The organism is Shewanella aestuarii, from assembly GCF_011765625.1.
GTDB lineage: Bacteria > Pseudomonadota > Gammaproteobacteria > Enterobacterales > Shewanellaceae > Shewanella > Shewanella aestuarii_A.
The window spans coordinates 2,578,689-2,604,240 of the sequence record NZ_CP050313.1; the positions used below are offsets into that span (position 1 = coordinate 2,578,689).

Consider the following 25,552-nt stretch of genomic DNA (forward strand, 5'->3'; position numbering starts at 1 on the left):
TTTATGACTCAAGAATTGCTGTCTCAATTGCCGTTATTTAGCGATGGAGTGAACTTAACTGAACAGGAATTAATTGCCTGCCAAACCCATTCTCATGTCATTGTTGATCGCAAAACCCGTAGCAAAGCCGCCCTATCTGGTCATCGTGCCAGCTTAATTAAAGGTCGCGGCATGGAGTTTGCCGAAGTACGCCATTATCAAAATGGTGATGACGTCCGTTCGATTGATTGGCGAGTCACCGCCCGTACAGGGGTGGCACATACTAAATTGTTTGTCGAAGAGCGTGAAAGGCCGATCATCTTACTCGTTGATTTAAGCCACAGCTTATACTTTGGCTCGACCTTATTATTACAGGCGGTCCAAGCAGCGCATTTAGCCTCAACTCTTGCATGGAGTGCAGTAAAACATGGCGACAAACTGGGGGCACTCATTGCCAGCGAAACCACTCATCTTGAGTTAAAACCGCGTAGTCGTCGCCAAGGCATGCTGCAGTTGTGTTCCGGCTTAATTGATGTGCATCAAAAACAGCTCAATCAATTTGATAACTTGCCCCAAGACCCTGACCACATTTACAAAGCTTGCCAACGCTTGCAGCGTATTGCTAAACCCGGCTCGCTGGTGTGGATCATCACAGATGGGCAGCATTTTAATCAACAATGCCTAGCTCCACTTACCGAGCTTAAACGCCACTGTGATATTGGCGCATTTGTTATTACTGATCCACTGCGCCAAGGCACCTTAGCATTACCGAAACAATTTGCCTTTCCAGTTCGCGATGGTAAGCAACAACTCACCCTTACCCGTGAAAGTTATCAAGCTTGGCTTACTGGGCAGCAAGCTACGCAGCAGCAATTCATTGACTTAATGAAGCAACTCAAAGTACAACCCAAATTTATTGATGCAGCCAATCCCTTAAGTGCACAATTGGAAATAATACGCTAAATGTTACCCGTATTCTCAGCCTCTTTATTAAACCGCGCAGTATTCGCTTCGGTAATGAGCGTCCTAACTCCGATAGCTCATGCCAGTGGAAATACACCGATAGCAAGTGCTAACACGCCAATGGCAGATGCTACCAACCAAGCGATGGCGAATCCTGCTAATAGCCAAGCAATGTCACCATTAGCACAATTACACGATATAGTTTTGCCCGAGCCAGTATCATCGCTGCCTATTGCACCAGGATATTGGTTAATGCTGGCGTTAGTGATATTTAGCCTTCTTTGGCTAATTAACGTTTTTGTGAAACAGACAAAGTATCACGCACCCAGAAAATCAGCCCTTGCGATGCTTAATGCGTTAGACAGAAATGCTGATGACTTTGCCTCACAAGTAAATAGCTTGCTCAAACGAACCGCAATGACATACCTGCCCCGTTTTGAACTGGCAAAACTCAACGGCCAGCAATGGTTTGCTTGGTTAGAGCTACGTTTACCCGCCAATGAGCATGGTAAAATTGGGCCAATATTAATTAAGCGCCACCAAGCGGCGGGCCTTACAGCAGAAGACAAACACAAGTTATTTGCCTTAGCAACCTTATGGCTGCAAAACAAAACCCCTTTTGAGCAAGCACGCATTCAAAGTCAAACGGAGGCATCATGCTAAGTTTTAGTTGGCCACTCGTTTTACTGTTATTGCCCTTACCGCTGTTTTTTCGTCAAACAAAAGTGGTAAACCAAGGTGGTCATTTACAACTGCCTGGTGTTAGCAGCAACATCAATGCAAAAAGTCAGCAAGGGATCAAACGATCACGAAAATTATATTGGTTAATGTGGCTAGTATTTTTATGCGCGATTGCCAGACCACAATGGTTAGGCGAGCCCATCGAGCTACCTTCAAAAGGCCGCGACTTAATGGTAGCGGTTGATTTATCCGGCAGTATGCAAATTGAAGATATGGTAGTGAATAATCGAACGGTTGATCGTTTTACCTTAATCCAACATGTCCTGTCTGACTTTATTGAACGCCGTAACGGCGATCGCTTAGGGCTGATTTTATTTGCTGACCATGCTTACCTCCAAGCCCCTTTAACTCAAGACAGACGTTCTGTTGCCCAATTTTTACAAGAAGCACAAATTGGCTTAGTGGGAAAACAAACCGCCATTGGCGAAGCCATTGCCCTTGCGGTAAAACGCTTTGAGTTAGTCGATGAAAGTAATCGAGTCTTGATTTTACTTACCGATGGTTCAAATAATGCGGGTAATATCGAGCCAGAAGTGGCCGCTGAAATTGCCGCTAAACGTAATATTACCATTTACACCATAGGCGTTGGTGCAGAGGTACTTGAAAGACGCACAATATTTGGAAAAGAACGGGTTAATCCTTCAATGGATCTTGACGAAACCCAATTACAAAAGCTAGCAGATATGACTAATGGCAAATACTTTAGAGCCAGAAACACTGAAGAATTAGAACAAATTTATCAAACCATTGACCAGCTTGAGCCCGTTGCACGTGATCAATTAAGCTATCGTCCGAAAAAAGAACTCTTTTATTGGCCCTTACTTTTATCATTACTTATCAGTGTATTAATTAGTTGCAGACAACATTTTCAAGCAGGCGTTAGCTTGGCTTCGTTTTCACGTGGAGATCAGGCCAAATGATCCATTTTATCCGACCTGAATGGTTATTCGGTATAGTGCCTTTACTCATTTTAAGCTTATTATTTTGGCGACGTCATTCACAGCAATCCGCTTGGAAGCAATATATTGCTCCGCACTTGAGCAAAATGCTAATAAGTGATTCAGCAGAGCAAAGTCACCGACCACAATGGCTGTTGGCACTATGTTGGTTGATAACCGTCATAGCTCTAGCAGGACCGGCTATCACCAAACAAGCATTACCCGTTTTTGCTACCGAACAAGGACGCGTGTTAGTCATGGATATGTCATTATCCATGTACGCCACCGACCTAAGCCCCAACCGCTTGTCTCATGCACGGTTTCGGGCAACAGATTTTCTAAAAGAACTTAAAGAAGGTGAAACCGGCTTAATTGCTTACGCAGGTGATGCCTTTACCATTAGCCCGTTAACCCGTGATACAGGCACTTTACTTAATTTATTGCCTACATTGTCACCGGATATTATGCCGGTACGCGGTTCTAACCTCAGTGCGGCTATCACCTTGGCCCAAGAGCTATTAGCTCAAGGCGGCCATGTTACAGGCGATATTATTTTAATGACAGATGGCGTATCTGATCAGCAGTTTAATCAGGTATATAAAGCCTTAGATAACAGCCGTTATCGCTTGTCTATTTTAGCCATTGGGAGTCAAACAGGTGCGCCAATTCAATTAGCCGATGGCCAACTATTACGTGATAGTGGTAATGAAGTCATAGTTGCACAAACCGATATCGCTTTACTGCAAAAATTAGCTAAAAAAGGTTCAGGGATCCTGATTGGCGCGCAAGCAGATGGTAGCGATATTACTCAGCTGCAACAGTGGTTAGAAGCCGATGGGAAAGCCAAAGCCACCGAGTTAGAAGGTGAAGCATGGAAAGATCTCGGCCCTTATATCGCCCTATTATTGATATTGCCTATATTATTCAGTTTTAAGCATGGCATGTTACCCAACATCCTTATTCCCACCAGCTTAGCCCCCGTGCTACTAGCATCCGTATTGACCATCACGTCACTTTATAGTCAACCTGCATCAGCCAATGTGTGGGATGATTTATGGCAAACTAAAGCCCAACAAGCTCAAGCTGCATTTGATCAAGGTGATTATGAACAAGCTGCTGAAAAATTTGACGACACAAACTGGCAGGCAGCAGCGCATTTTAAAGCAGGCAATTATCAACAAGCATTAGAAGGTTTTGAACTAGATACCAGCGCTGAAGGATTATATAACCAAGGCAACAGTTTGATGCACTTAACTGATTTACCGCAAGCGATTGAACGTTATAAAAAAGCCCTTTCACTTCGAGAAGACTTTCCTGAGGCCAAGGCTAATTTAGCCTTAGCTGAGTCATTGCTTGAACAACAAAATCAACAGCAAGATCAGAACAATCAACAAAACGACAATCAGAATGGTGATCAGCAAGATCAATCACAAAATAGTCAAAATCAAGATAAACAACAGCAAGGGTCTAACGCAAACCAAGACGGTCAACAAAGCGAACAGCAGCAAAATGATGACCAGTCACAGCAAGACCAAGCTGATCCACAGCAATCACAGCAACAATCAGCAGATAACGCCAATTCTGAACAATCTGACTCATCGCAATCACAGCCTGAGCAAACAGAACAAGATAAACAATCAGAATCCAACCAAGACGAAGCTGATGCAAACAACGCGGATAATAGTCAACCAAGTGAAACTCAGCAAGATGCTCAACAATCTTCAAGATCAGCACAATCAGGCGCGGATGAGCAACAAGAACCGCAAAATGAAGCCAGCATGCAAGCCAATACTGCGCCGAATGAGCCAACAGAACAAGACGCCGAGCAACAACAGCAGGCTGCTTCAGCCAAAGCAACGGATGCAACAGATAAAGAGCCTAATGCAGAAACACAAACTTCTGGGCAAACGATTAGCCCTACAGATATGCAGCCGCAACCCCTTCCCGATGATATGGAGCGTGCTTTACGCGCCATTAGCGAAGATCCACAAGTGTTAATTCGCAATAAAATGCAGTTGGAATATCAAAAACGACGTCAAAGTGGTCAACAGATCAAGGAAACAGAACAGTGGTAACTCGAATCTTATTTAGCTTAGTGCTACTTGTTATTGCCCCATCGGTTATGGCGCTAACCAAAGTGGAAACCAGTATTGAAAAAAATCCTGTGATTGAAGGGGAATATTTTGTTTTAAACGTCACAGCTGATGATGACCTCAATGCCGGAGCACTTGACACCTCCATTTTGCTAAATGACTTTATTGTCGGACGCACCAGTGTCGGCCGCAGTACACAAATGATCAACTTTAAAACCACCAAAGAAACCCGTTGGCAGGTTTTGTTATCCCCTAAATATACGGGCAATGTCACCATTCCTGCATTTAATATTAACGGAGTCAGTTCCGACCCGATCATCTTACAAGTTGCCCCTAAAGGCAGCCAACCGCAAGAGTCGGCCAATTTATACATTGAAGCCAGCACCAATGTTGATGAAGCCTATATTGGTCAGTTGATAACCTATAAAGTTAAACTGTATTTGGCGGTCGAATTACAACGCGGGGTATTAAGTGCGCCGGTCATCAAAGGCGCTACCATTAAGCAAATTGGTGAAGACAAAGATGGCACTGAAATTGTCAATGGTCGTCGTTTTCGAGTTATCGAACGCACCTACGGCATTGTGGCCGACTTACCGGGTGAAATCGTCATTAATGGCGCAACCTTCTCTGGTGATGTGTTAATTGAAACCCAGCGTCGTGGCGGTATGTTTGGCTTTAATGAAAGCATTCCAATGCAAACAGAAGCTGATAGAAAAGTTATTCAAATCAATAGCTTTCCACCTAGTTATCAAGGTGAATGGTTAGTCAGTGATTTAGTTACCCTGCGCGAGACATGGCCAGAAGAACAAACCACATTTGAAGCTGGTAGCCCAATTACTCGCACCATCAGCTTAATTGCGCTCAATGTTGATGAAAATAGCTTACCTGAACTTGCCATGCCAGCCACCGAAGGCATGAAGATTTACCCTGAAAAACCCCTGCGCCAAACCGGTGTACGTGATGATCAGGTTATCTCACAATACAGTTTAACTGCGGCTATTGTTCCAACAAAAGCAGGCACTTATACGTTACCTGAAATAAAAGTCCCATGGTGGAATGCGCAGCTTAAACAACAAGAATATGCTGTGTTGCCAGCGAAAACCATTACCGTGATCGCCAGCCAAATGGAGGATAATACGCTAACCGTTACTCCCCAAACCCAAACGCAGGTTGATCAAGGTTATTGGCCGTGGTTAACGGGGTTATTTGCCGCGCTTTGGTTAATAACCTTAGTGCTATGGCGAAAAGCCGCATCCAAGCCGAACGTGGTTGACGCGGCAACATCTAACCCTGCTAACACGACACACAAAGCCAATATCTCAGCCATTGTTGATGCCTGTGATAAAAACAATGTCAGCGACGTCATTACTGCTGTACAAGCGTATTTTTCAACTGTGTTAGCTAAACCAACAACCTTGGCGCAGATAAGCGAACTATCTGCTGAGTTATCCCAAGCGATATCAAGCTTGCAAGCCGGTAAATACAGTCAACAGACGCATGCCGTCAATAAAAAACAATTAATTGATGCCATCAATTTATATTCGCCCAATCAACAACAAGCAAAAGCATCGTTAATTGCTGATTTAAATCCTTAATTCCTCACCAAGGCCCTACAGCTAATTAGCTGTAGGGCCACCATTGCAAATTGTTTCCCGTCAATTTTGCGCGTAAGCTTATTAATCGATTTTCACGCAATTGAAGAAAATTAAAAAATGTTTGAACGTTTGCGAAAGAAAAAGTCCACCGCCACGGTCTTATCTGACATGCTAAATAAACAACGACGATACGATAGCCTTGTCAGGGCACTTCATACCGACATATTTCGCTATGCCTTTTGGTTATGCGGCGATAAACATGTGGCTGAAGACATCACTCAAGAAACCTTTTTAAGGGCATGGAAGGCATTGGATTCATTAAATGATGACAAAGCCGCCAAAGCTTGGTTGATCACCATTTTACGCCGTGAAAATGCGCGCCGATTTGAACGCAAACAGTTTGATTATAACGATGTCGAACAAGAGCAATTAGAAGATGTGTTGTCAACAACCACTGAAGATGAAACTGAAAACTATTGGCTACGTCGTCAAATAGGCAAATTGGATATCGAATATCGTGAACCTTTGTTGTTACAACTGATTGGTGGTTTTAGTGGAGATGAAATAGCTGAGCTGTTATCGCTTAATCGCAATACCGTTATGACGCGGTTATTCAGAGCCCGCAATCAGTTAAAAGATGCGTTAGAAACACCCCCAATGAGAGGTCAATCAAATGGATGATCTACAATTTCGTCGTCAAGCCTATGGCGACCCCAATACCCAATCTGACGATTTTTTACAGCATATGGTAGATCACCCAGATGATGCTAAATTAGTTAACAACTTAAAAGTGCTTGATAGCAAATTAAATCAAGCTCTTAATATACCCGTACCCAATGATTTAGCCGACAAACTTCTACTACGTCAGCAACTGAATCAACATCAAGAATCTAAAAAGCGTACCCGCTATTTAATGGCTATGGCAGCTTCAATTGCATTTGTTGTTGGGTTGAGTTTTAGTATGTTGCGTTTTACACCAGTGGATTTATCTGAACATGCTTTAGCCCATGTTTACCATGAAACTAAAGCCTTACAGATAGAGCAAAATATTGGTTTTAATGACATTAACTTTAAACTAGCCAGTATTGCTGGCTTACAACAGTCTAAGTTTATTGAACAACCTGGACGGGTGCTTTATACCGCTTATTGTGATTTCCAAGGCGTGAAGTCATTACACCTTGTCATGCAGGATGAATATGGCCAAAAAGTGACATTATTTATCGTGCCTGCTGAAAACAGAATGAAACTTGAACAGATGTTTGCCGACAATCACTATAAAGGCCAAGGTTTCAAAACCGCTGGCGCATATATGCTGCTCGTCGGTGAACAGCACTCAGATCTTGAACATGTAAAACAAGAAATTAAACAAAGTTTTATCTAAAACGCCACCGGTTTTTAGCGCTAAATCTACATTCGGCCATATCAAATGATATGGCCGAATGCATTTTAAGCAATCGGCCCGCAAAAGTGTGAACCAAATCAAACTTCTGCTAGCATAATCAGCAAGTCTTTCTTAAACGCATCATTGATTAACGCTGTTTAAGAAGAAACCATAATAACACTTACAAGCCTATTCATAGGTAAATGGACGATACATGGAAATTCAAGCACCTATTTTAATTACTTTTATTGGCTATTTGGCACTGATGATGGGGATCGGTCTGTGGGCTTATAAAAAAACGGATTCAGTCGATGATTATATTCTTGGCGGCCGAAAAATGGGCCCCGCGGTAACAGCACTCAGTGTGGGCGCATCAGATATGTCAGGCTGGTTGTTACTCGGTTTACCCGGCGCAGTCTACCTTGGCGGATTAGGCGAAGCTTGGATTGGCTTTGGTTTAGTATTCGGTGCATGGTTAAACTGGCTATTTGTCGCTAAACGTTTGCGCATTTACACCCAACTTGCTGATAACTCACTAACCCTACCTGACTTTTTTGAAAACCGCTTTAACGACAATCACGGCTTATTAAAACTGGTTTCTGCGGTCACCATTTTAGTCTTTTTTACCTTTTATGCTTCATCTGGCATGGTTGGTGGCGCCATCTTATTTGAAAAAGTGTTTGGCCTCGATTACACCTTAGCCTTAGTGATTGGCTCTGTCATCATTGTTTCTTACACCTTTGTTGGTGGTTTTTTTGCAGTGAGCTGGACAGACTTTTTCCAAGGTTGCTTAATGTTAATCGCACTATTAATTGTGCCCGTTAGCATATTTAGCCATGCAGAAACTCAAACAAATCTTCAAACTCTTGATCCAGCAATGCTATCGTTTGTTAGTGAGCAAACCACGGTTATCGGTTTAGTGTCACTATTGGCTTGGGGGTTAGGCTACTTTGGTCAGCCACATATTTTGTCGCGCTTTATGGCCATAGGAAGTGCCAATGACTTGCGCCTTTCTCGCAGAATCGCCATGAGCTGGATGATTATCGCTCTTATCGGCGCACTCGCGACAGGCTTAGCTGGCACGTTATACTTTGCCAATACTCCGTTAGATAACCCTGAAACAGTCTTTATTCACTTAGCCCATGCTGCATTTAATCCTTGGATTGGCGGCTTATTAATTGCGGCTATCTTATCTGCAATTATGAGCACCATTGATTCACAGTTGTTAGTTTGTTCAAGTGTGATCACTGAAGATTTTTATCGCAAATGGTTGCGTCCACAAGCTAGCAGTAAAGAATTAATGTTAGTGGGCAGAATAGGTGTCATTGCTATTGCCATTATTGCAGGTGTTTTTGCACTTGATCCAAACAGCAGTGTGTTAGGGTTAGTCAGTTATGCATGGGCAGGTTTTGGCGCAGCATTTGGCCCAGTGGTGTTGTTATCGCTATTTTGGCAAAATTATAGCCGCAATGGCGCAGTAGCCACTATCATAGTGGGCGCGGTTACGGTTGTGGTTTGGAAACAACTCAGTGGTGGCATATTCGACTTATATGAAATTGTGCCCGGCTTTGTGTTGGCTTCGATTACCGGCATTATGTTCAGTAAAATATCACCGCCTAATGACGCAGTAAAAGCAGAGTTTCTAGCATTTAATGCCGAACTCAAGGCCAAATAAAGCGCAGCTCACACCCAAAAATTAAACACCTTGCCTACGGTTTGGTTACATAACCATAACAGCAAGAACAATAAAGCGTACACGTGTACGCTTTTTTTTGTTTTACACTTTGTTGAACAGAATTAACACCGTAACAAAAAAACAACATCCCAATTATTTCATTTTATAGCTAACCCTATGCCACATAAGTGTTTTTCATGAGCAAACCGTATTAATGGAAAATATGACTTACAACACCAACCAAGAATTAACTCAATGATAACAATAACTAACATCTGGTCGGAGTTGTACCAACACTAGGGCTTACCTAAGATGCCTGCAAATTTAAAGCTGCAAGATGCTAATCAATTATTAGCTGCAATACTGTGACAGCACATAATAGGTAAAACAACATGACTTTATTCAACAAGACTCTACTTGCAACAGCGGTTGCGTTAGCAAGCACCCAAGCTACTGCTGCAGGTTTTCAACTCAATAGCCAATCTGCCACCGGATTAGGTCGTGCAATGGCCGGTGATGCCATTATTGCGGATAATGCATCAGTGCTTTCTCGTAACCCAGCAGCCATGGCGTTATTTGATGAAAAAAGCTTATCAGTAGGTATGACTTATGCTGACGTCAATGTTGAAGTCACTGAAGCAGTTTTTCTAGGGAATGAACTAGGCGGGATTGAAAATGCCGCTGAAGGTAAACCGATCCCAAACGCCTATTACATTAACCCAGTTAATGACAAATTTGCGTTCGGATTCGCAGCATTTAGTAACTATGGCACCGGTGCCGATTTAAGTGAACTAACTGAAGGTGTGTCTCCTTCCCCTGTTGATTTACTTGGTAATACCGAAGTTGCCACAATTAATTTAAATGCAAGTATGTCTTACCGCTTAAATGATGCGTTAAGCCTTGGTATCGGTATCGATTTAATTCATGGTTCAGGTAAATTAAGCCGCGGCTCATTGGTTGATGTTGAAGCTGATGGTTGGGGCGTAGGCGGAATCGTTGGTTTAACCTATGAAGTAAACGAAAATCACCGCTTTGGCTTAAGCTACCGTCTTAGTCCAGAAATGAAAGCATCCGGTGACATTCGTTATTTAATCACTGAATTTGATGATATCAATATTCCACTTGCTGATATTGCTCAGTTTGCTGGTTTCCACCAAATTACTGAAAAGTTTGCACTTCACTACACAGCACAATGGAGTCAGTGGAGTTCATTCGATAAAATTACACTTCAAAATGACGGTGCTCCAGAAGTAGATTTAAAAGAATACCACTGGAAAGACTCATGGTTTGTCAGCTTAGGCGGAACTTATGTTGTTAACGATAAATGGACTGTTCGTGCAGGTATTGCGACTGACCATGGTGTTGTAGATCTACAATCTTCGTTATCAATACCTGATTCAGATCGTACATGGTACTCAGCCGGTTTCACTTATAACATTAACCCCAAATCGAGTATTGATTTTGGCTATACCTTAGTTGTTGGTGAAAAGGTACATGTTGAAGAAGATAACGCACTTGGTATGCCTATTACCGCTTACACAGAATCAGGCGCTAACTACTTCTCATTACAGTACAACTACCGCTTTTAATTCGGTGTTCTACTGTCAATAATTAAAGCCATACTCATTGATGAGTATGGCTTTTTTATTATCTGCGCAGCTATAAGTTCCCCTTCTACTCAGCTATAGTGAACTGTCCAACAAGCCTACTATATGAATTTTTTCTAATAAATAGATTGTAGTTTTCTTGCACATCCATTAGAATTTTCTTATAGACTTTTGTGAGGTTCAACATAATGCATTCATCGACTCAATCTTCGCTAAATTTACTTAGCCGAAATTTCATCCTTTTATCAGCTTATTTAGCTTCAAGCTTCAGCTTTGCTGCAGAAATGCCGCTTGAAACCATCACAGCCAAAAGCACATCGCAAACTCAATACCTGCAACTAGATGCCAAAGTAGAGCCCATTACCTCTGCCACTGTGTCTGCACAAACCTCAGGTCGCATTTTAGCAATCAACTATGATGTCAATGATTTGGTACCAGAAGGTGCCCCATTATTAGAGATCACCAGTAAAGAACAAGGTGCAGGCTTAGCTGCGGCTGAAGCTGAACTTGCCAAAGCACAAGCGCAAAACTTTGAAGCTCAGGCTCAATTTGAGCGGTATAAAGCATTATTTCCAAAAGGAGCAATTTCTAAAGGTGCCATGGATGAAGCTACCTCTAATGCTAAGTCCAGTGCTCAGGCCGTTAGCGCAGCTAAAGCTCGCTTAATTAGTGCCAAAGAGAACGTCAATTACACCATTGTTAGCGCACCATTTTCAGGTCGAGTCACGGCTAAGTGGGTTGAACAAGGTGAAACCATCAGTTACGGCCAACCTTTATTATCTGGCTATGCCACCGACAAATTACGCGCGGTATTTTATGTACCACAGCAATATCGCCAACAATTAGCCGCCTTAGATAGTATTAATTTATCTGATGATTATCAGCAATATCAAAGTGACAAAATCAATAAGTTCAATTTTAGTACTCAAGCTGACCAAAGTATTGAAGTACGTGTACAACTTGACAACCTCCAAGACACCTTGCAAGCAGGTCAATGGTTAAAAGCGGCATTACCCATTGCCACAACTGAAGCAATTTACTTGCCCAAGTCAGCGATTTTTCAAGTAGGTGAATTAACGGCGGTATATCGCAAGCAAGGTGATAAGTATCTGCAAACCCAAGTGCGTCTTGGCAAGCAATTAACCGGTAATCAGCTCACAACAGGCCAAGTCACCCAAGTAGAAGTGCTATCAGGCGTTATGGATGGCGACAATATTATCAATGATGCTGCCAGCTATGTGCTGTTCCTTAATCAAGCGCACGCTAATCAAGCAAACTAATAGGAGAGATGATAAATGAATAATCCAAACTCTCCTTCACTGGGCTTGTCAGGCACTATCGCGAAAATGTTTCAAGCCAGTGCTATTACCCCTTTGCTTGCACTTGTTGGCTTGTTATTAGGCATTTTTGCGGTAATTATCACCCCAAAAGAAGAAGACCCTCAAATTGATGTCACCTTTGCCGATGTGTTTATCCCCTTCCCTGGGGCAACGCCAAGTGAAGTACAAAGCTTAGTCACGCTACCTGCTGAACAGATTATTTCTGAAATCAAAGGCGTTGATACCTTATATTCATTTTCCCAGCCAGATGGTGCATTGATTATCACCATCTTTGAAGTTGGCGTACCACGCGATGAAGCGGTAGTGAATATTTACAATCAGCTATTTTCTAATCGTGATAAATTCAATCAAGCCGCTGGTATTGGTGAGCCACTGATTAAACCTCGCGGCATTGATGATGTACCGATTGTAAGCTTAACCCTTTATTCGCAATCTAGTGATATTGGCGCAGAAGAGCTTACCCACGTAGCAGCTAACTTGGAAACTGAACTCAAACGCATCCCTGGCACCAGAGAAATCTATACCCAAGGACGCCATGATATGGTGCTAAATGTCAGATTAGACAGCGTGAAAATGAATGCCTTTGGGGTAACAGTTGACCAGATTGAGCAGCGCTTACAAGATAACAATCAAGTCTCTATGCTTAGCTCGTGGGTGCAGAATAACCAACAAATTAAAGTCCGTGCTGGGCAATTTATTAATTCGGTTGATGACGTAAAATCGTTGTTGATAAAAGTTATTCCAACACAATCAAAGTCACAACAGGCTGAACCAACATTAGCCAAAGCCGTTTACTTGTCAGATGTGGCCGAAATCACCTTGCAAAGTGATATACCAACCCAACATGTCCGTCATGTTGACCAACAGGGTGATTATCCTGCAGTGACTATCGCAATAGGCAAGCAAGCAGGTCAAAATGCGGTAGTGATTGCCGATAAAGTGTTAAGCCGCATTGCTGAAGTGCAAAACGTGCTGGTACCTGATCAGGTTAAGGTTGCCGTGTCACGTAACTATGGTCAAACCGCTGGCGACAAATCCAACACCCTTATTTTCAAGTTGATATTTGCCACTTCTGCGGTCGTATTATTGGTGTTTTTCACCATGGGGTTACGTGAATCTGCAGTGGTAGGCATCGCCATTATTATCACCCTTGCGCTGACGTTATTCGCCTCTTGGGCTTGGGGATTTACCTTAAACCGTATTTCGCTGTTTGCGCTGATTTTCTCTATCGGGATCTTGGTTGATGATGCCATTGTAGTGGTGGAAAACATCCACCGTCATATGGCATTAAGCAATAAGCCCTTGCTTGACATTATTCCCGTGGCGGTTGATGAAGTCGGCGGTCCGACTATTTTGGCCACCTTTACAGTTATCGCCGCATTACTGCCAATGGCATTCGTATCAGGCTTAATGGGCCCTTACATGAGCCCTATCCCCATTAATGCCAGCATGGGCATGCTGTTATCATTAGTGATTGCTTTTATGATGACACCTTGGTTATCAAACAAGTTATTAAAGCGTCATACTCATAAAGACGGCAGTACGGTCATTCACGCTGACGATCACAATCAAAATGACCTAGCCAATGACAAACTAGGCCAGTTTTTTAACCGGTTGATGACGCCATTTTTAATCGGCAGCAATGCAGGTAAGGCCCGTAAAGGCTTAGCTGCTGTGATTGTTGCGTTAATTGCTATTGCTGTTGCCTTGCCCGCAATGCAGGCCGTGATATTAAAAATGCTGCCATTTGATAACAAATCTGAATTTCAGGTGATGGTTGATTTGCCTGAAGGCACTCCAGTAGAGCAAACACAACGTGTTTTACAAGAAATGAGTCAGTACTTGTCAACGGTAGAAGAAATTGAGCATCAACAATGGTATGCAGGCACTCACGCACCAATGAATTTTAATGGCCTTGTACGTCACTATTTCTTGCGCAGCAGTCAAGAGCTTGGTGACATACAAGTTAATCTTGTCGATAAATCACATCGCAGTCGTGACAGCCACTCAATCGCCTTAGCCGTTCGTGGGCCGTTAAACGAAATAGCTAAAGCTTATAATGCCAGAGTTAAAGTAGTCGAAGTGCCACCAGGGCCGCCAGTGTGGTCCCCTATTGTGGCAGAAGTGTATGCGCCAACAACCGAGCTACGTGAGAAAACGGCACTTGAGCTTGAACAACGCTTTAACGCCACCGAGCATGTTGTCGATGTTGATATCTTTTTACCTTATGCTCAGCAAAAATGGCAAGTCAGCATTGATCGCACTAAAGCCAGTTTATTGGGCTTATCTTACGGACAAATTGTTAATACCATTGCGGCAGCCGTTGGTGGTAAAGATGTCAGCTATTTACACTTAGCATCTCAAAAACGGCCGACACCTATCCGTTTACAGGTTAATGAAGGCGAAAAGGTCAATTTAGCGCAAATATTAAACCTTAAATTGACCAACCAGCATGGTGAGCAAATCAGCTTAGCTGCGGTCACAACTATCGAACAAAGCCATATAAATGCGGCGATTGTACATAAAAACATGATCCCGATGATCATGGTCGTCGCTGATATGGCAGGCCCTACCGACAGCCCGTTATATGGCATGTTTGATATTGCTGGCCAAATTAATCAAGCTAACGCTGAACGTGACTTCCCTATTGCGCAGCATTATGTCGAGCAGCCAGATGGCATCTCTGAAGTTGCCATATTATGGGACGGTGAATGGAAAATCACCTATGAAACCTTCCGCGATATGGGGATTGCTTATGCGGTGGGCATGATAGCCATCTACTTACTGGTGGTAGGTCAATTTAAGTCATATTTAGTACCGTTAGTGATTATGGCGCCCATCCCCTTAACCGTGATTGGTGTGATGCCAGGCCATGCCATATTAGGAGCGCAATTTACCGCAACATCGATGATCGGCATGATTGCCCTTGCGGGGATTATTGTGCGTAACTCCATTTTGTTAGTGGACTTTATTAATCATCTTTTAGCTGCGGGCATGACATTAGAAAAAGCGGTGATCAAATCTGCCGCAGTGCGCGCTAAACCTATTATGCTAACGGCATTAGCTGCAATGATTGGCGCACTGTTTATTATTGATGATCCAATCTTTAATGGATTAGCTATCAGTCTGATCTTCGGCATATTTATTTCAACCATTTTAACCTTGCTTGTCATCCCTGTGTTGTACTTCTCAGTGATGAAAAGTCGTCAAATGATAAACAGCTAATCTATTGATAATTAGCACTACTATGTAATTAAAGGAGCTCCACTATGTCTATCGAACGTACAATTATGGCCTTTGCCGGATTTATGGTGTTATTGTCTTTGGTGTTAACCGCCACAGTAAGCCATCATTTTATGTGGCTGACGGTATTTGTTGGTGCTAATCTATTCCAAAGTGCTTTTACTGGTTTTTGTCCTGCTGCCATGGTGATGAAAAAACTCGGCCTAAAATCAGAAGCTGAGATTGCCAAAGCCAAATAAAGCAAAGGTTCAGCTTCAAACATAATAACAACAGGAATATGACGGTTTATGAAATCTTCAAAACGTGCCAGAACAAAATTAAGCTTACTCGCTGTATTTGCAACAATTTTTATGCTGTTTAATCAAGTTAGTTTTGCGAAAGATATTTCATCAGAACAAGCTTGGGCTAGCATAAGCAATGGCGCAACCCTGATTGATGTTCGCACCGCAGAAGAATTTGCTGCAGGTCATATTGAAGGCGCAATTAACATTCCTTTTGATAATATTGTTAACGGCATAAGCAAGTTAACACTTAGCCCTGATAGTGAAATCGTTTTATATTGCCGCAGTGGACGTCGTAGCGGCATTGCCGATCAATCATTATCTGAAGCTGGATTCACAAACAGTATGAATGCTGGCGGCTTTAATGCCTTAAAAGATTCAAAACCTTAGTATTTCAGTTTTTATCATCAGTATTTAAAGGCCTTTATCTGCGATAAGGCCTTTTTTGTAATGACTGCAGTGCCTTTGATTTGTAGCTTTACTTCTCGACAAACTTGATTTTCCTCATATTAAGTCTTTAATTATGTTGTAGGTAGCCTATGCGAAATCAGAACTGTCACAAACTAAGCTGATTAGAAATCAAGCGCCTCAAATGAATTAATAGCAATAAGTTCAATACAATAGAGGTTGATATGATTAAAGGTCGCGGTTTTACTTTAATAGAACTGGTGGTTGTTATTATTATTCTCGGCATCCTTGCAGTAACTGCTGCTCCTAAGTTTATTAATTTACAAGGCGATGCTCGAGTTTCAACGTTAGCAGGTATGCAAGCAGCTTTAAAAAGTGCAAATACCTTAGTTTATTCAAAGGCTTCAATATTAGGTAAAGAAAAATTACCTCCTCAACCCCAAGCAACAGTGGATATTGGCGCTGGTTCGCAAGTAAATATTGCCTATGGTTATCTAACGGCGACTAAAGATGCTTTAGAGCTTGCATTGGATGTAAAATTTGATGCTCTAAATGATATAAATGGAACTAACGATTGGGTTTACATTGAAGGCTCTGATGTCTCTGGAGCATTCATATTTATAGCTCAACGTGGTTCACCCATTGATAGTAATGGTATTTTAACTTGTCCATTAATATATAGGGAAGCAAGTGCACTTTTCCCACCAATATATTACATCGAAAAAGATCCTAGCAACTGTTAGGCTTTTTGAACTGAGTGACTCTTGCCCTAAGACGAGATCTTCCAAAGACAGCTTATCAGGCGATGCTTTTGTTTCACAGGCTATCGCTCGAAATATCGAGTATTACGTAAGCCTCCACAAGCAGACACGACACTCCTGCCGTGTTAGTAACTTTAAAATGCTGCTCCGTAACGGTTCCCTGGCCACTCTTTGCGACTGGGCTATGTGGAGTCTTCTTGGTCAGTCAGTTGAAAATTAGTTTTATCTTCTGCACTTGGTTTTCGTTGCAGACAGTTAATAATATAGAATTCAAATTACTATCGCTATTTCGACTTATATCACCGCCCTCATCTTATCTATAGCATTTAGAGTTGAAGCGTAGAAACAAAATTGTGACACTGAGTTACGTATCCTTTTTTACTTGTTCCAACAAAATTAAAAATCCAATCAATAAGCAATCTCAAGGCTAATTTGAAGATCCTTATAGTTACAAAATTAGAATGAATAGCTGTTTATAAATTTCATTTTTGTTATTTTTCGATCTAAATTTATCAACTTTCCACTTAAAAATGGTAAATAAAAATCAATTTAACTTATTTAATAAAGCCCTACTGGATGTTAAAGAAAATCAACAATTAGTACTGCATGGCCAGAATTGTAAACAGATAAAACACTAAGCGTAATATTGGTAAGCTAAAATAGTTTCAATTAAGTTACACCCTCCACAGTAATTTGTTAACTGCTGATTTTTTATTTCTTTTTAATCAAAGAAGCACTTGAAGCAAAAAGTTGAATTCGTAAACTGCGACTAGATATTTAATTAATGAGTCAAAAATGTATGGAAGTTTTCATCAGTTTAATAGGCATGATGGTCTTAGTCGGTCTCGCCATTTTATTGTCAGAGCGTCGAAGTGCAATTAATCCTAGAACTATAGTAGGTGCTTTAGCATTGCAAATCGCCTTTGGGGCATTTGTACTTTATATCCCTTTGGGTGAAAGCATTTTAAATGCTGCTTCAAATGGTGTTATGCATGTTATTAATTATGCTAATGAAGGTTTGAGTTTTATATTTGGTGGTTTAGCGACTTTCAGCATCGGGTTTATTTTTGTAATTAATGTGCTATTCGTTGTTGTCTTCATTAGTTCATTAATCGCTGTATTATATTACCTCGGTATTATGCAGATGATCATAGGGATTATTGGTGGTGGGTTGTCAAAACTTTTAGGCACAAGCCATGCGGAATCACTATCTGCAACTGCTAATATCTTTGTTGGTCCTATCGAGGCACCTTCAATGGTTCGCCCTTTTATCAAGCACATGACCCGTTCTGAGCTTTTTGCTGTGATGACAGGCGGCTTAGCCTCAGTTGCTGGCGGGACTATGATTGGTTATATCCAAATGGGCGTAGACATAAAATATGTTCTAACAGCTGCATTTATGACAGCTCCAGCTGGATTGTTGTTTGCTAAATTAATGTGGCCAGAAACAGAAAAACCTCGTAATGACATCAAAAATGTAATGGATGAATTAGAGGATAAGCCAAGCAACGTCATTGATGCGGCAGCTAATGGTGCAGCAATGGGTCTGCAACAAGTACTCATGGTTTCAGCCCTACTTATAGCGTTTGTAGGTTTAATTGCAATGCTAAATGGCTTTATAGGCAATATCGGAGGATTATTTGGTTTTGCAGACTTAACCCTACAAGGTATTTTGGGCTACGTCTTTGCTCCATTAGCTTGGTTAATGGGTATCCCTTGGAGTGAAGCCACGCAAGCAGCTTCATTTATTGGCCAAAAAATGGTGATTAATGAATTTATTGCTTATTCCGATTTTCTAAAAGTAGCACCGGATTTATCAGAAAAAACACAAATCATTATTAGTTTTGCTTTATGTGGCTTTGCCAACTTGGGTTCTCTTGCCATGGTGATTGGCGGTTTAGCAGCGCTTTGTCCTGAACGTCGTCATGATTTGAGTGAAATTGGTTTTAAAGCCTTAATTGCCGCAGCATTGGCTAATTTAATGAGCGGTACTATCGCTGGGTTACTTTTCAGTATTGCAGGCTAATGAATTTTTCCTTTCATTATCAATAGTGCTAAAAGAATTATTAGGAGAAACAACATGACACCACACATAAATGCACCGAAGGGCGCCTTTGCAAAAATAGTTTTGATGCCAGGCGATCCTTTGCGCGCTAAATATATCGCTGAAAACTTTTTAGACAATGCACAATTGATTACTGATGTTAGAAATATGCTTGGCTACACCGGTGAATTTCAAGGGAAAGCAATATCGGTAATGGGCTCAGGTATGGGGATCCCATCGATTTCAATTTATGCCAAAGAACTGATCACTGAATATGGTGTTGAAAACATTATTCGTATCGGTTCTTGCGGCGCAATTAGCAATAAAATCAAACTTATGGATGTTGTTATGGCGATGGGTGCCAGTACAGATTCAGCGGTTAATCGAACTCGCTTCAAAGACACAGATTTTGCAATGATTGCTGATTTTAATCTGCTTCGTTTAGCTGTTCAGTCAGCTGAAAACCAAAATATCAATTATCATGTAGGAAATTTATATTCTTCTGATTTGTTTTATAGCGCCGATGAAAGCCGTTATGATTTAATGGAAAAGTACGGCATGCTTGGCGTCGAAATGGAAGCGGCTGGCCTTTATGGTGTAGCAGCTGAGTATGGCGCTAAGGCATTAGCTATGATGACTGTAACCGATCATATCAGACAAGGACTGCATTTAACTGCTGAAGAGCGTCAACAGACTCTGAATGACATGATTAAGCTTACTTTAGAAGCGGTAAGCCTTATTGATTAATTAACCCCAAGTTATTACATAACTGGTGAATGCGTCGGTATATACCATTCACCAGTTTCTAACGAAATAAGAAGCATCGCCTGATAAGGCGGTGAGAAGTCACCCCAACCAAAAACCATATAATTTATTAGCATAATTCGAGCGAGATAAGATAATGTCACTATCATTCTTACCATAAGCTTGAAAGTCCATATATGGCTGTGGAGCAGACTGCTTGTAAATTATGTTTGTTGTCGAATGAAAATTATGATCTAGGTTTGAACAAGCACTCGCTGCAGCTAAAACCAAGTAAGCAGCCAAAGTTAATTTCACATAATGCATACTAAGCTCCAAAGCCTACGAGGCATAGCGAACGACTCAACATAAGCAGAGCTGAGCACTGAGGTTTCACTTGCTACAAACGACTAAAGAACCATTATTTCAATACTTCAGGCTCGATCATTAAGCTTTTATCACCGTCAGACAACCATACCTGTCCCTCACTGATACTCACTTGGATAGCCATATTACGACTCACAAATCCGCCAAGTTGCTCAACGGCTTCTTCTGGAATATTGACCACAGATAAGTTTTTAAACCTCGCTAAGGTCTCTTGGTTTTGCTGCCACCAAATTGGCACACTGCGTCCGCCATAAGTATATAAAATCACTTGTTTGGCACGGCCACTTGCTTTACGTAGCCACTTTTCATCCGCTTGACCAAATTCAATCCACACATCCACTTCGCCAGATAAACTCACGTCCCAAAGTTCGGCTTCATCATCAACACACAAGCCTTTACTAAACTGTAATGTGTCACTGGCATTAAGGGCAAAAGCCAATATTCGAACCATCATGCGAGTGTCGGTTTCTGAAGGGTGCTGCGCTATCGTCAAAGGGTGATCGGCATAGTAATGCCTATCCATATCAGCAATCTGTAAATTGACTTTATATACTGTGGCTTTAAGTGCCATAACCTATCCCAAAAAATAAAAAACCAAGTTTACCAGATCAGGTAAGCTTGGTTTTAATTAACTTGTTCAAAAGACAAAAAACTAGATAGCACCCGGACGTAAATGTTTAGCCATTGGAAAGTGTGCTTTAAATTGTTTTATTTTTTCTGCGCTGGCAACCAATAATATGCGATCGCCTTGCTCATATTGCTTGCTAATTTGACTTAATAACGGCAATGCTTCTCGAGAGGCATCTCGGCGCAATAATTCATTGGTTTGCTCGTCTAAATCATTTTCACTGAACACAACATCCAGCTTTTGAAGTAGCGGCATGACAGCAATTGGTAATAAATTTGCCGATGTCGCTTCATCTAATAATAATATTTCACCACGGGTGGTATAACTATCAAACGCTTGCTGATAATAACTGTCAGTTAAAGCATCAAATCTATCTTGGTTTAAATTGAAAAAGCGCTCCCAGAATAAGCGCCTATCTTTACCGTCTGTCAGCTTTTGCTGCACCTCGCTGCGCTTACTGGCAACGTAATCAAATAATGGCGCTAAAGAATTTGGTAACAAGGTTTCAAGTCTTGAACGGATAGTGCGGGCAAATACTGGGGCTGCACCAGCAGTGCTAATCGCCACCACTAAGCGGCCACGATCAACAATTGACGGAGTGATAAAACGGCAAAACTTCGGATTATCAACCACATTCACCCAAATACCTTTTTGGGTGGCTAATACCGCTAACTGGGTGTTTAAGGTTTCATTGGCCGTTGCCAAGTAGATTAAATCATAATCGGCTATATCGTCTTCATTTACTGAGCGACGCGATATACTCACTCGGCCTTGCTTGACATAGGCTTCAATATCACTGGCAACATCAGGGGCTATGACATGGATTTTGGCATCGGTTCTGGCAAGTAAATCTAATTTACGACTAGCCACTTCTCCTGCGCCAACTAATAAAACAGATAGGCCTTGGGTATCAACAAATAAAGGGTAATACTGCATGTGTACCTTTCAAAAAGACGATAATAAGGTAATTTAAATTTAGTTGTGGGTTTCACTTCGAGGTGAAGTACATTGCCAACATAACTCAAAGCTACCATCGTTCATTTCATGACATTGTACACATTGCCAAGAAGGTTGTTCGACATCTAGCGAAGCTAACAAGGCTTGGGAGGCAGTTAACTGCTCACAATCAACCCAGAGTTCCACGGTTTGCATATCAACAGGAAGTTCCCCTACGCCGCCCATTAGGGCCTCACCGCGCACATCGACACTAATCCCGCTGCTTTCTAACAGGCCTTTCCAAGTATGAGCTTGAAGTAAATTTCCACCTGTTAATAATACTTTGCGTTGTTCCATTATTATTATCCTACTGCGCTGCACTGACTGATAATTTAATTCGGTATCCATAAAGCAAGATACGATACACCATCCCATTAGCTAGAACTTTTTCAACATCCTACTGGCAAAGCTAATCAGTGTCGAGTCGATAACGGCTTAAAAGCTAACAAATTAACAACATTCAATTAAAGGGGTTCAAATTGTTTTTCTCTGACTTGTCCCCGGTCAAAAAAAAAGCCACTTCATTGATATGAAGTGGCTTTTTCTGCTCAACTTGTTAACAGTTAAGGCATCATTGAAGGCTGATCTGCACCTTCTTTTTCAATCTCAACTGGCATCATATGTTCACGATTAATGCCCAGTTTGATGGCAAGATAACTAGCTACATAGATAGATGAATAAGTACCAACAAAAATACCACACAGCAACGCAGTTGCGAAACCGTGGATCATCGTACCGCCTTTTAAGAACAAGGCAGCAACCACAATCAAGGTAGTCCCTGTGGTGATAACAGTACGGCTCATGGTTTGAGTGATTGACTGATTAACCACTTCTTCAGGTGTACCCTTACGGATTTTCAAGAAGTTTTCACGTATACGGTCGTATACAACAATCGTATCGTTGAGCGAGTAACCGACAACCGTTAACAAACCAGCCAGTACCGTTAAATCAAACTCAAGCTGGAAAAACGAAAATATACCTAAAGTAACAATAACGTCATGAGCAAGTGCCGCAACAGAGCCCGCAGCTAAGCGCCATTCAAAACGGAACGATACGTAAATCAGAATACAAATTAACGCAACAATCACCGCTAAGCCACCTTGCTCCGATAGCTCTTTACCCACCTGTGGGCCAACAAACTCAACGCGCTTTTGAATAACACTTTCATCAATAGATTGTGCAGCAGCCATTACCGCTGATGCTTGAACATCGCTTTTCACATCAGCAACAACCGGTAGACGAACAAGGATATCACGGCTAGAGCCAAAGTTTTGTACAACTGCACCATTGGTTTCAACAGAGGTTAACTTGCCACGTAGCTCGTTCAAATCAACAGGCTTTGAAAACTCCACTTCAACCACAGTACCGCCGGTGAAGTCGAGCCCCCAATTAATCCCTTTGATGGCTAATGAACCAAATGAAGCAACAACCAACACCATTGACAAGATACTGATAGGCGCCGCATGACGCAGAAAGTTGATCGTGTTTTTTACTGAAAATAACTGAAACATATTCAACTTATCCCTTAAATTGACAGCGTTTTAAGACGTTTACCGCCCCAAAGCGCATTCACGATAGAACGAGTTCCGACAATTGCAGTAAACATAGAAGTCGCGATACCAATCATTAATGTCACGGCGAAGCCTTTTACCGCTCCTGTACCTACAGCAAATAAAATAAGCGCTGTCATAAAGGTGGTAATGTTCGCATCAGCAATGGTGGAGAATGCATTTGCATAACCTTCATGAATCGCCTGCTGAACACTACGTCCTGCTAACAATTCTTCACGAATACGCTCATAAATCAGTACGTTACCATCAACCGCCATACCGACAGTTAGTACCATACCCGCAATACCCGGTAAGGTTAATACCGCACCTGGGATCATCGACATCACACCGACAACCATCACAAGGTTAGCTAACAGTGCAAGGTTGGCAATAAAACCAAACGCACGGTAATAAATCAGCATGAAAACTAATACTATGGCTAAACCGAAGATCATCGCTTGCATGCCGTTTTCAATGTTTTCAGCACCTAAACTTGGGCCAATAGTGCGCTCTTCAACAATCGTCACCGGCGCAATCAAGGCACCAGCACGCAGTAATAACGCTAAGCTTTGTGCTTCTTTATGTTCAAGACCAGTAATCACAAAGTTACGACCAAGACGTGCTTGAATGGTTGCAACTGAAATCACTTCTTCAATCTTGGTCATTTTCACTGAGCCATCAGGGTTACGAACACCGCTATCCTTATACTCAATAAATAACGTCGCCATTGGCTTGCCAATGTTGTCTTTAGTGACGTTAGAGAAAATGCTACCACCTTTAGCATCAAGATTGATGGCAACTTGTGGACGGCTATACTCGTCAAATGTCGGCTGTGCACCAGTGATATGATCACCAGTTAACATCACCTGCTTTTGTAGCACAGCAATACCACCACCACGGCGTTGATAAACTTCAGATGCTGCTGAAACTCGGCCATTAGCCGCTGCCGCAGGATCCGCTTTATCATCAACCATACGGAATTCAATCGATGCAGTTGCACCAAGGATCTCTTTAGCACGAGCAGTGTCTTGCACACCGGGGAGTTCTACAATAATTCGCTCAGCACCTTGACGCTGTACAACAGGCTCAGCAACACCTAACTCGTTAACACGGTTACGAATGGTGGTGATGTTTTGTTGTAATGCTTCTTCTTTGATCTGCTTTAAGTAGACATCGCTCATTTGAGCAACTAAAACATGGTCATCACCCGAACTGCCATCGGTGTAAACCATATCATTGCTACGCGTCTTTAAAAAACGCTCGGCTTTAGCAACCGTTTCAGCATCACGAAACTTAACTTCGATACCACGGGGTGTTTTACGAACACCGGCATAACGAATGCCTTCTTCGCGAAGTTGACTACGAAAATCTGCAATTTTCGCTTCTTCCATTTTGCGGATCGCTTCGCCCATGTCCACTTCCATTAAAAAGTGCACACCACCACGAAGGTCAAGACCAAGCTTCATTGGCGAACCACCAAGTGCTTCAAGCCACTGCGGTGTTGCGGGAGCAAGGTTTAAGGCCACGGTAAACTTGTCACCTAAACCATCAGCGATAGCTTCTTTGGCAAGTAGTTGCTGGTCAGCGTTACTCACGCGAACCAACAACTGACCATTTTCAAGCTCAGAGCGCTTAACCGCTATGCCTTTGCTCTCAAGTAGGTCTGTCACTGTCGCTTGCGTTGATGCAGTTACTTCTGCACCACGTGTCGCCACGACTTGAACTGCATGGTCTTCACCAAATAGGTTCGGAATAGCATAAAAACCACCGATGGCGATAATCAATATCACCATCAGGTTTTTCCACATAGGGTATTTATTTAACACTCTGGTGCCCTCTTGGCTTAACGCTTATAGCGACTGGATAGAACCCTTAGGTAATACTGCCGCAATGTAGTCCTTTTTGATGGTGATTTGGTTGTTGTCATTAATCGCTAACAACACATAATCATTTTCATCACTGATTTTAGTTACTTTGCCTAAAATGCCACCACTGGTTAATACTTCATCACCTTTAGAGATAGAAGCCATTAAGTTTTTGTGCTCTTTAACGCGCTTCGATTGTGGACGGAAAATCATGAAGTAGAAAATTAGACCGAACATGACTAGCATGAACACTAATTCCATTGTACCGCCACCTTGAGGAGCGCCCGCTGCGTTTGCATATGCATTTGAAATAAACATAGTTCTCTCTTCTTATCA

Annotated in this window: 22 protein-coding genes; 16 read left to right on the forward strand and 6 right to left on the reverse strand. The window is 42.0% G+C overall.

Annotated features, from left to right (window positions below):
- Positions 1–3: 3 nt before the first annotated feature.
- From HBH39_RS11420 to deoD, 16 genes are all read left to right on the forward strand, one after another.
- Complete coding sequence (locus tag HBH39_RS11420; RefSeq protein ID WP_167678361.1) at positions 4–942, forward strand: DUF58 domain-containing protein; 939 nt, start codon at positions 4–6, stop codon at positions 940–942.
- Positions 943–1,605, forward strand: coding sequence for a DUF4381 domain-containing protein (locus HBH39_RS11425; protein WP_244325643.1), 663 nt, complete (start codon positions 943–945; stop codon positions 1,603–1,605). It abuts the gene before it with no gap.
- Positions 1,599–2,603, forward strand: coding sequence for a vWA domain-containing protein (locus tag HBH39_RS11430; protein ID WP_167678363.1), 1,005 nt, complete (start codon positions 1,599–1,601; stop codon positions 2,601–2,603). Before HBH39_RS11425 ends, HBH39_RS11430 begins: the two co-directional genes overlap by 7 nt.
- Positions 2,600–4,696: a vWA domain-containing protein gene (locus HBH39_RS11435; protein ID WP_167678365.1), complete on the forward strand. Its 2,097-nt coding sequence runs from the start codon at positions 2,600–2,602 to the stop codon at positions 4,694–4,696. Before HBH39_RS11430 ends, HBH39_RS11435 begins: the two co-directional genes overlap by 4 nt.
- Positions 4,690–6,309, forward strand: coding sequence for a BatD family protein (locus HBH39_RS11440; RefSeq protein ID WP_167678368.1), 1,620 nt, complete (start codon positions 4,690–4,692; stop codon positions 6,307–6,309). The genes HBH39_RS11435 and HBH39_RS11440 overlap by 7 nt, the downstream gene beginning before the upstream one ends.
- Before the next feature lie 117 nt (positions 6,310–6,426).
- Positions 6,427–6,990 carry a sigma-70 family RNA polymerase sigma factor gene (locus HBH39_RS11445; protein ID WP_167678370.1) on the forward strand — a complete coding sequence of 188 codons (564 nt, stop codon included), beginning with the start codon at positions 6,427–6,429 and terminating at the stop codon, positions 6,988–6,990.
- The gene (locus tag HBH39_RS11450) at positions 6,983–7,690 is read left to right on the forward strand and encodes a DUF3379 domain-containing protein (protein WP_167678372.1); all 708 of its coding nucleotides are present in this window, start codon (positions 6,983–6,985) and stop codon (positions 7,688–7,690) included. The genes HBH39_RS11445 and HBH39_RS11450 overlap by 8 nt, the downstream gene beginning before the upstream one ends.
- A 214-nt stretch (positions 7,691–7,904) precedes the next feature.
- Positions 7,905–9,365, forward strand: coding sequence for a sodium/proline symporter PutP (gene putP, locus HBH39_RS11455; protein WP_167678374.1), 1,461 nt, complete (start codon positions 7,905–7,907; stop codon positions 9,363–9,365).
- Between the two features lie 392 nt (positions 9,366–9,757).
- The gene (locus tag HBH39_RS11460) at positions 9,758–10,954 is read left to right on the forward strand and encodes an OmpP1/FadL family transporter (protein ID WP_167678376.1); all 1,197 of its coding nucleotides are present in this window, start codon (positions 9,758–9,760) and stop codon (positions 10,952–10,954) included.
- A gap of 206 nt (positions 10,955–11,160) precedes the next feature.
- Complete coding sequence (locus tag HBH39_RS11465; protein WP_167678378.1) at positions 11,161–12,252, forward strand: efflux RND transporter periplasmic adaptor subunit; 1,092 nt, start codon at positions 11,161–11,163, stop codon at positions 12,250–12,252.
- Positions 12,253–12,267: 15 nt separating this feature from the next.
- Positions 12,268–15,537 carry an efflux RND transporter permease subunit gene (locus HBH39_RS11470; protein WP_167678380.1) on the forward strand — a complete coding sequence of 1,090 codons (3,270 nt, stop codon included), beginning with the start codon at positions 12,268–12,270 and terminating at the stop codon, positions 15,535–15,537.
- 44 nt (positions 15,538–15,581) lie between these two features.
- On the forward strand, positions 15,582–15,794 hold the full coding sequence (locus tag HBH39_RS11475) for a YgaP family membrane protein (RefSeq protein WP_167678382.1): 213 nt from the start codon (positions 15,582–15,584) through the stop codon (positions 15,792–15,794).
- Positions 15,795–15,842: 48 nt separating this feature from the next.
- A complete protein-coding gene (locus tag HBH39_RS11480) occupies positions 15,843–16,226 on the forward strand; it encodes a rhodanese-like domain-containing protein (RefSeq protein WP_167678384.1) in 384 nt (127 codons plus the stop codon).
- A gap of 242 nt (positions 16,227–16,468) precedes the next feature.
- On the forward strand, positions 16,469–16,987 hold the full coding sequence (locus HBH39_RS19980; protein ID WP_167678386.1) for a type II secretion system protein: 519 nt from the start codon (positions 16,469–16,471) through the stop codon (positions 16,985–16,987).
- Between the two features lie 817 nt (positions 16,988–17,804).
- Complete coding sequence (locus HBH39_RS11490; RefSeq protein ID WP_167678388.1) at positions 17,805–19,031, forward strand: NupC/NupG family nucleoside CNT transporter; 1,227 nt, start codon at positions 17,805–17,807, stop codon at positions 19,029–19,031.
- A 54-nt stretch (positions 19,032–19,085) separates the two neighbouring features.
- Complete coding sequence (gene deoD, locus HBH39_RS11495; RefSeq protein WP_167678390.1) at positions 19,086–19,796, forward strand: purine-nucleoside phosphorylase; 711 nt, start codon at positions 19,086–19,088, stop codon at positions 19,794–19,796.
- Between the two features lie 415 nt (positions 19,797–20,211).
- Here the strand turns inward: deoD and HBH39_RS11500 are convergent, their stop codons facing one another.
- From HBH39_RS11500 to yajC, 6 genes are all read right to left on the reverse strand, one after another.
- Positions 20,212–20,748, reverse strand: a complete 537-nt coding sequence (locus HBH39_RS11500) for a YaeQ family protein (RefSeq protein WP_167678392.1) — start codon at positions 20,746–20,748, stop codon at positions 20,212–20,214.
- Between the two features lie 81 nt (positions 20,749–20,829).
- Positions 20,830–21,741 carry a precorrin-2 dehydrogenase/sirohydrochlorin ferrochelatase family protein gene (locus HBH39_RS11505; RefSeq protein WP_167678394.1) on the reverse strand — a complete coding sequence of 304 codons (912 nt, stop codon included), beginning with the start codon at positions 21,739–21,741 and terminating at the stop codon, positions 20,830–20,832.
- A 39-nt stretch (positions 21,742–21,780) separates the two neighbouring features.
- Entirely contained in the window at positions 21,781–22,098 is a 318-nt protein-coding gene (locus HBH39_RS11510) for a DUF2007 domain-containing protein (protein WP_167678396.1), read from the reverse strand.
- A 266-nt stretch (positions 22,099–22,364) separates the two neighbouring features.
- Entirely contained in the window at positions 22,365–23,312 is a 948-nt protein-coding gene (gene secF / locus HBH39_RS11515) for a protein translocase subunit SecF (RefSeq protein WP_167678398.1), read from the reverse strand.
- A 14-nt stretch (positions 23,313–23,326) separates the two neighbouring features.
- Positions 23,327–25,177 (reverse strand): protein translocase subunit SecD, encoded by a 1,851-nt coding sequence (gene secD, locus HBH39_RS11520; protein WP_167678400.1) that lies wholly within the window; start codon positions 25,175–25,177, stop codon positions 23,327–23,329.
- A 24-nt stretch (positions 25,178–25,201) separates the two neighbouring features.
- Positions 25,202–25,534 (reverse strand): preprotein translocase subunit YajC, encoded by a 333-nt coding sequence (gene yajC, locus HBH39_RS11525; RefSeq protein ID WP_167678402.1) that lies wholly within the window; start codon positions 25,532–25,534, stop codon positions 25,202–25,204.
- Positions 25,535–25,552 lie beyond the last annotated feature (18 nt).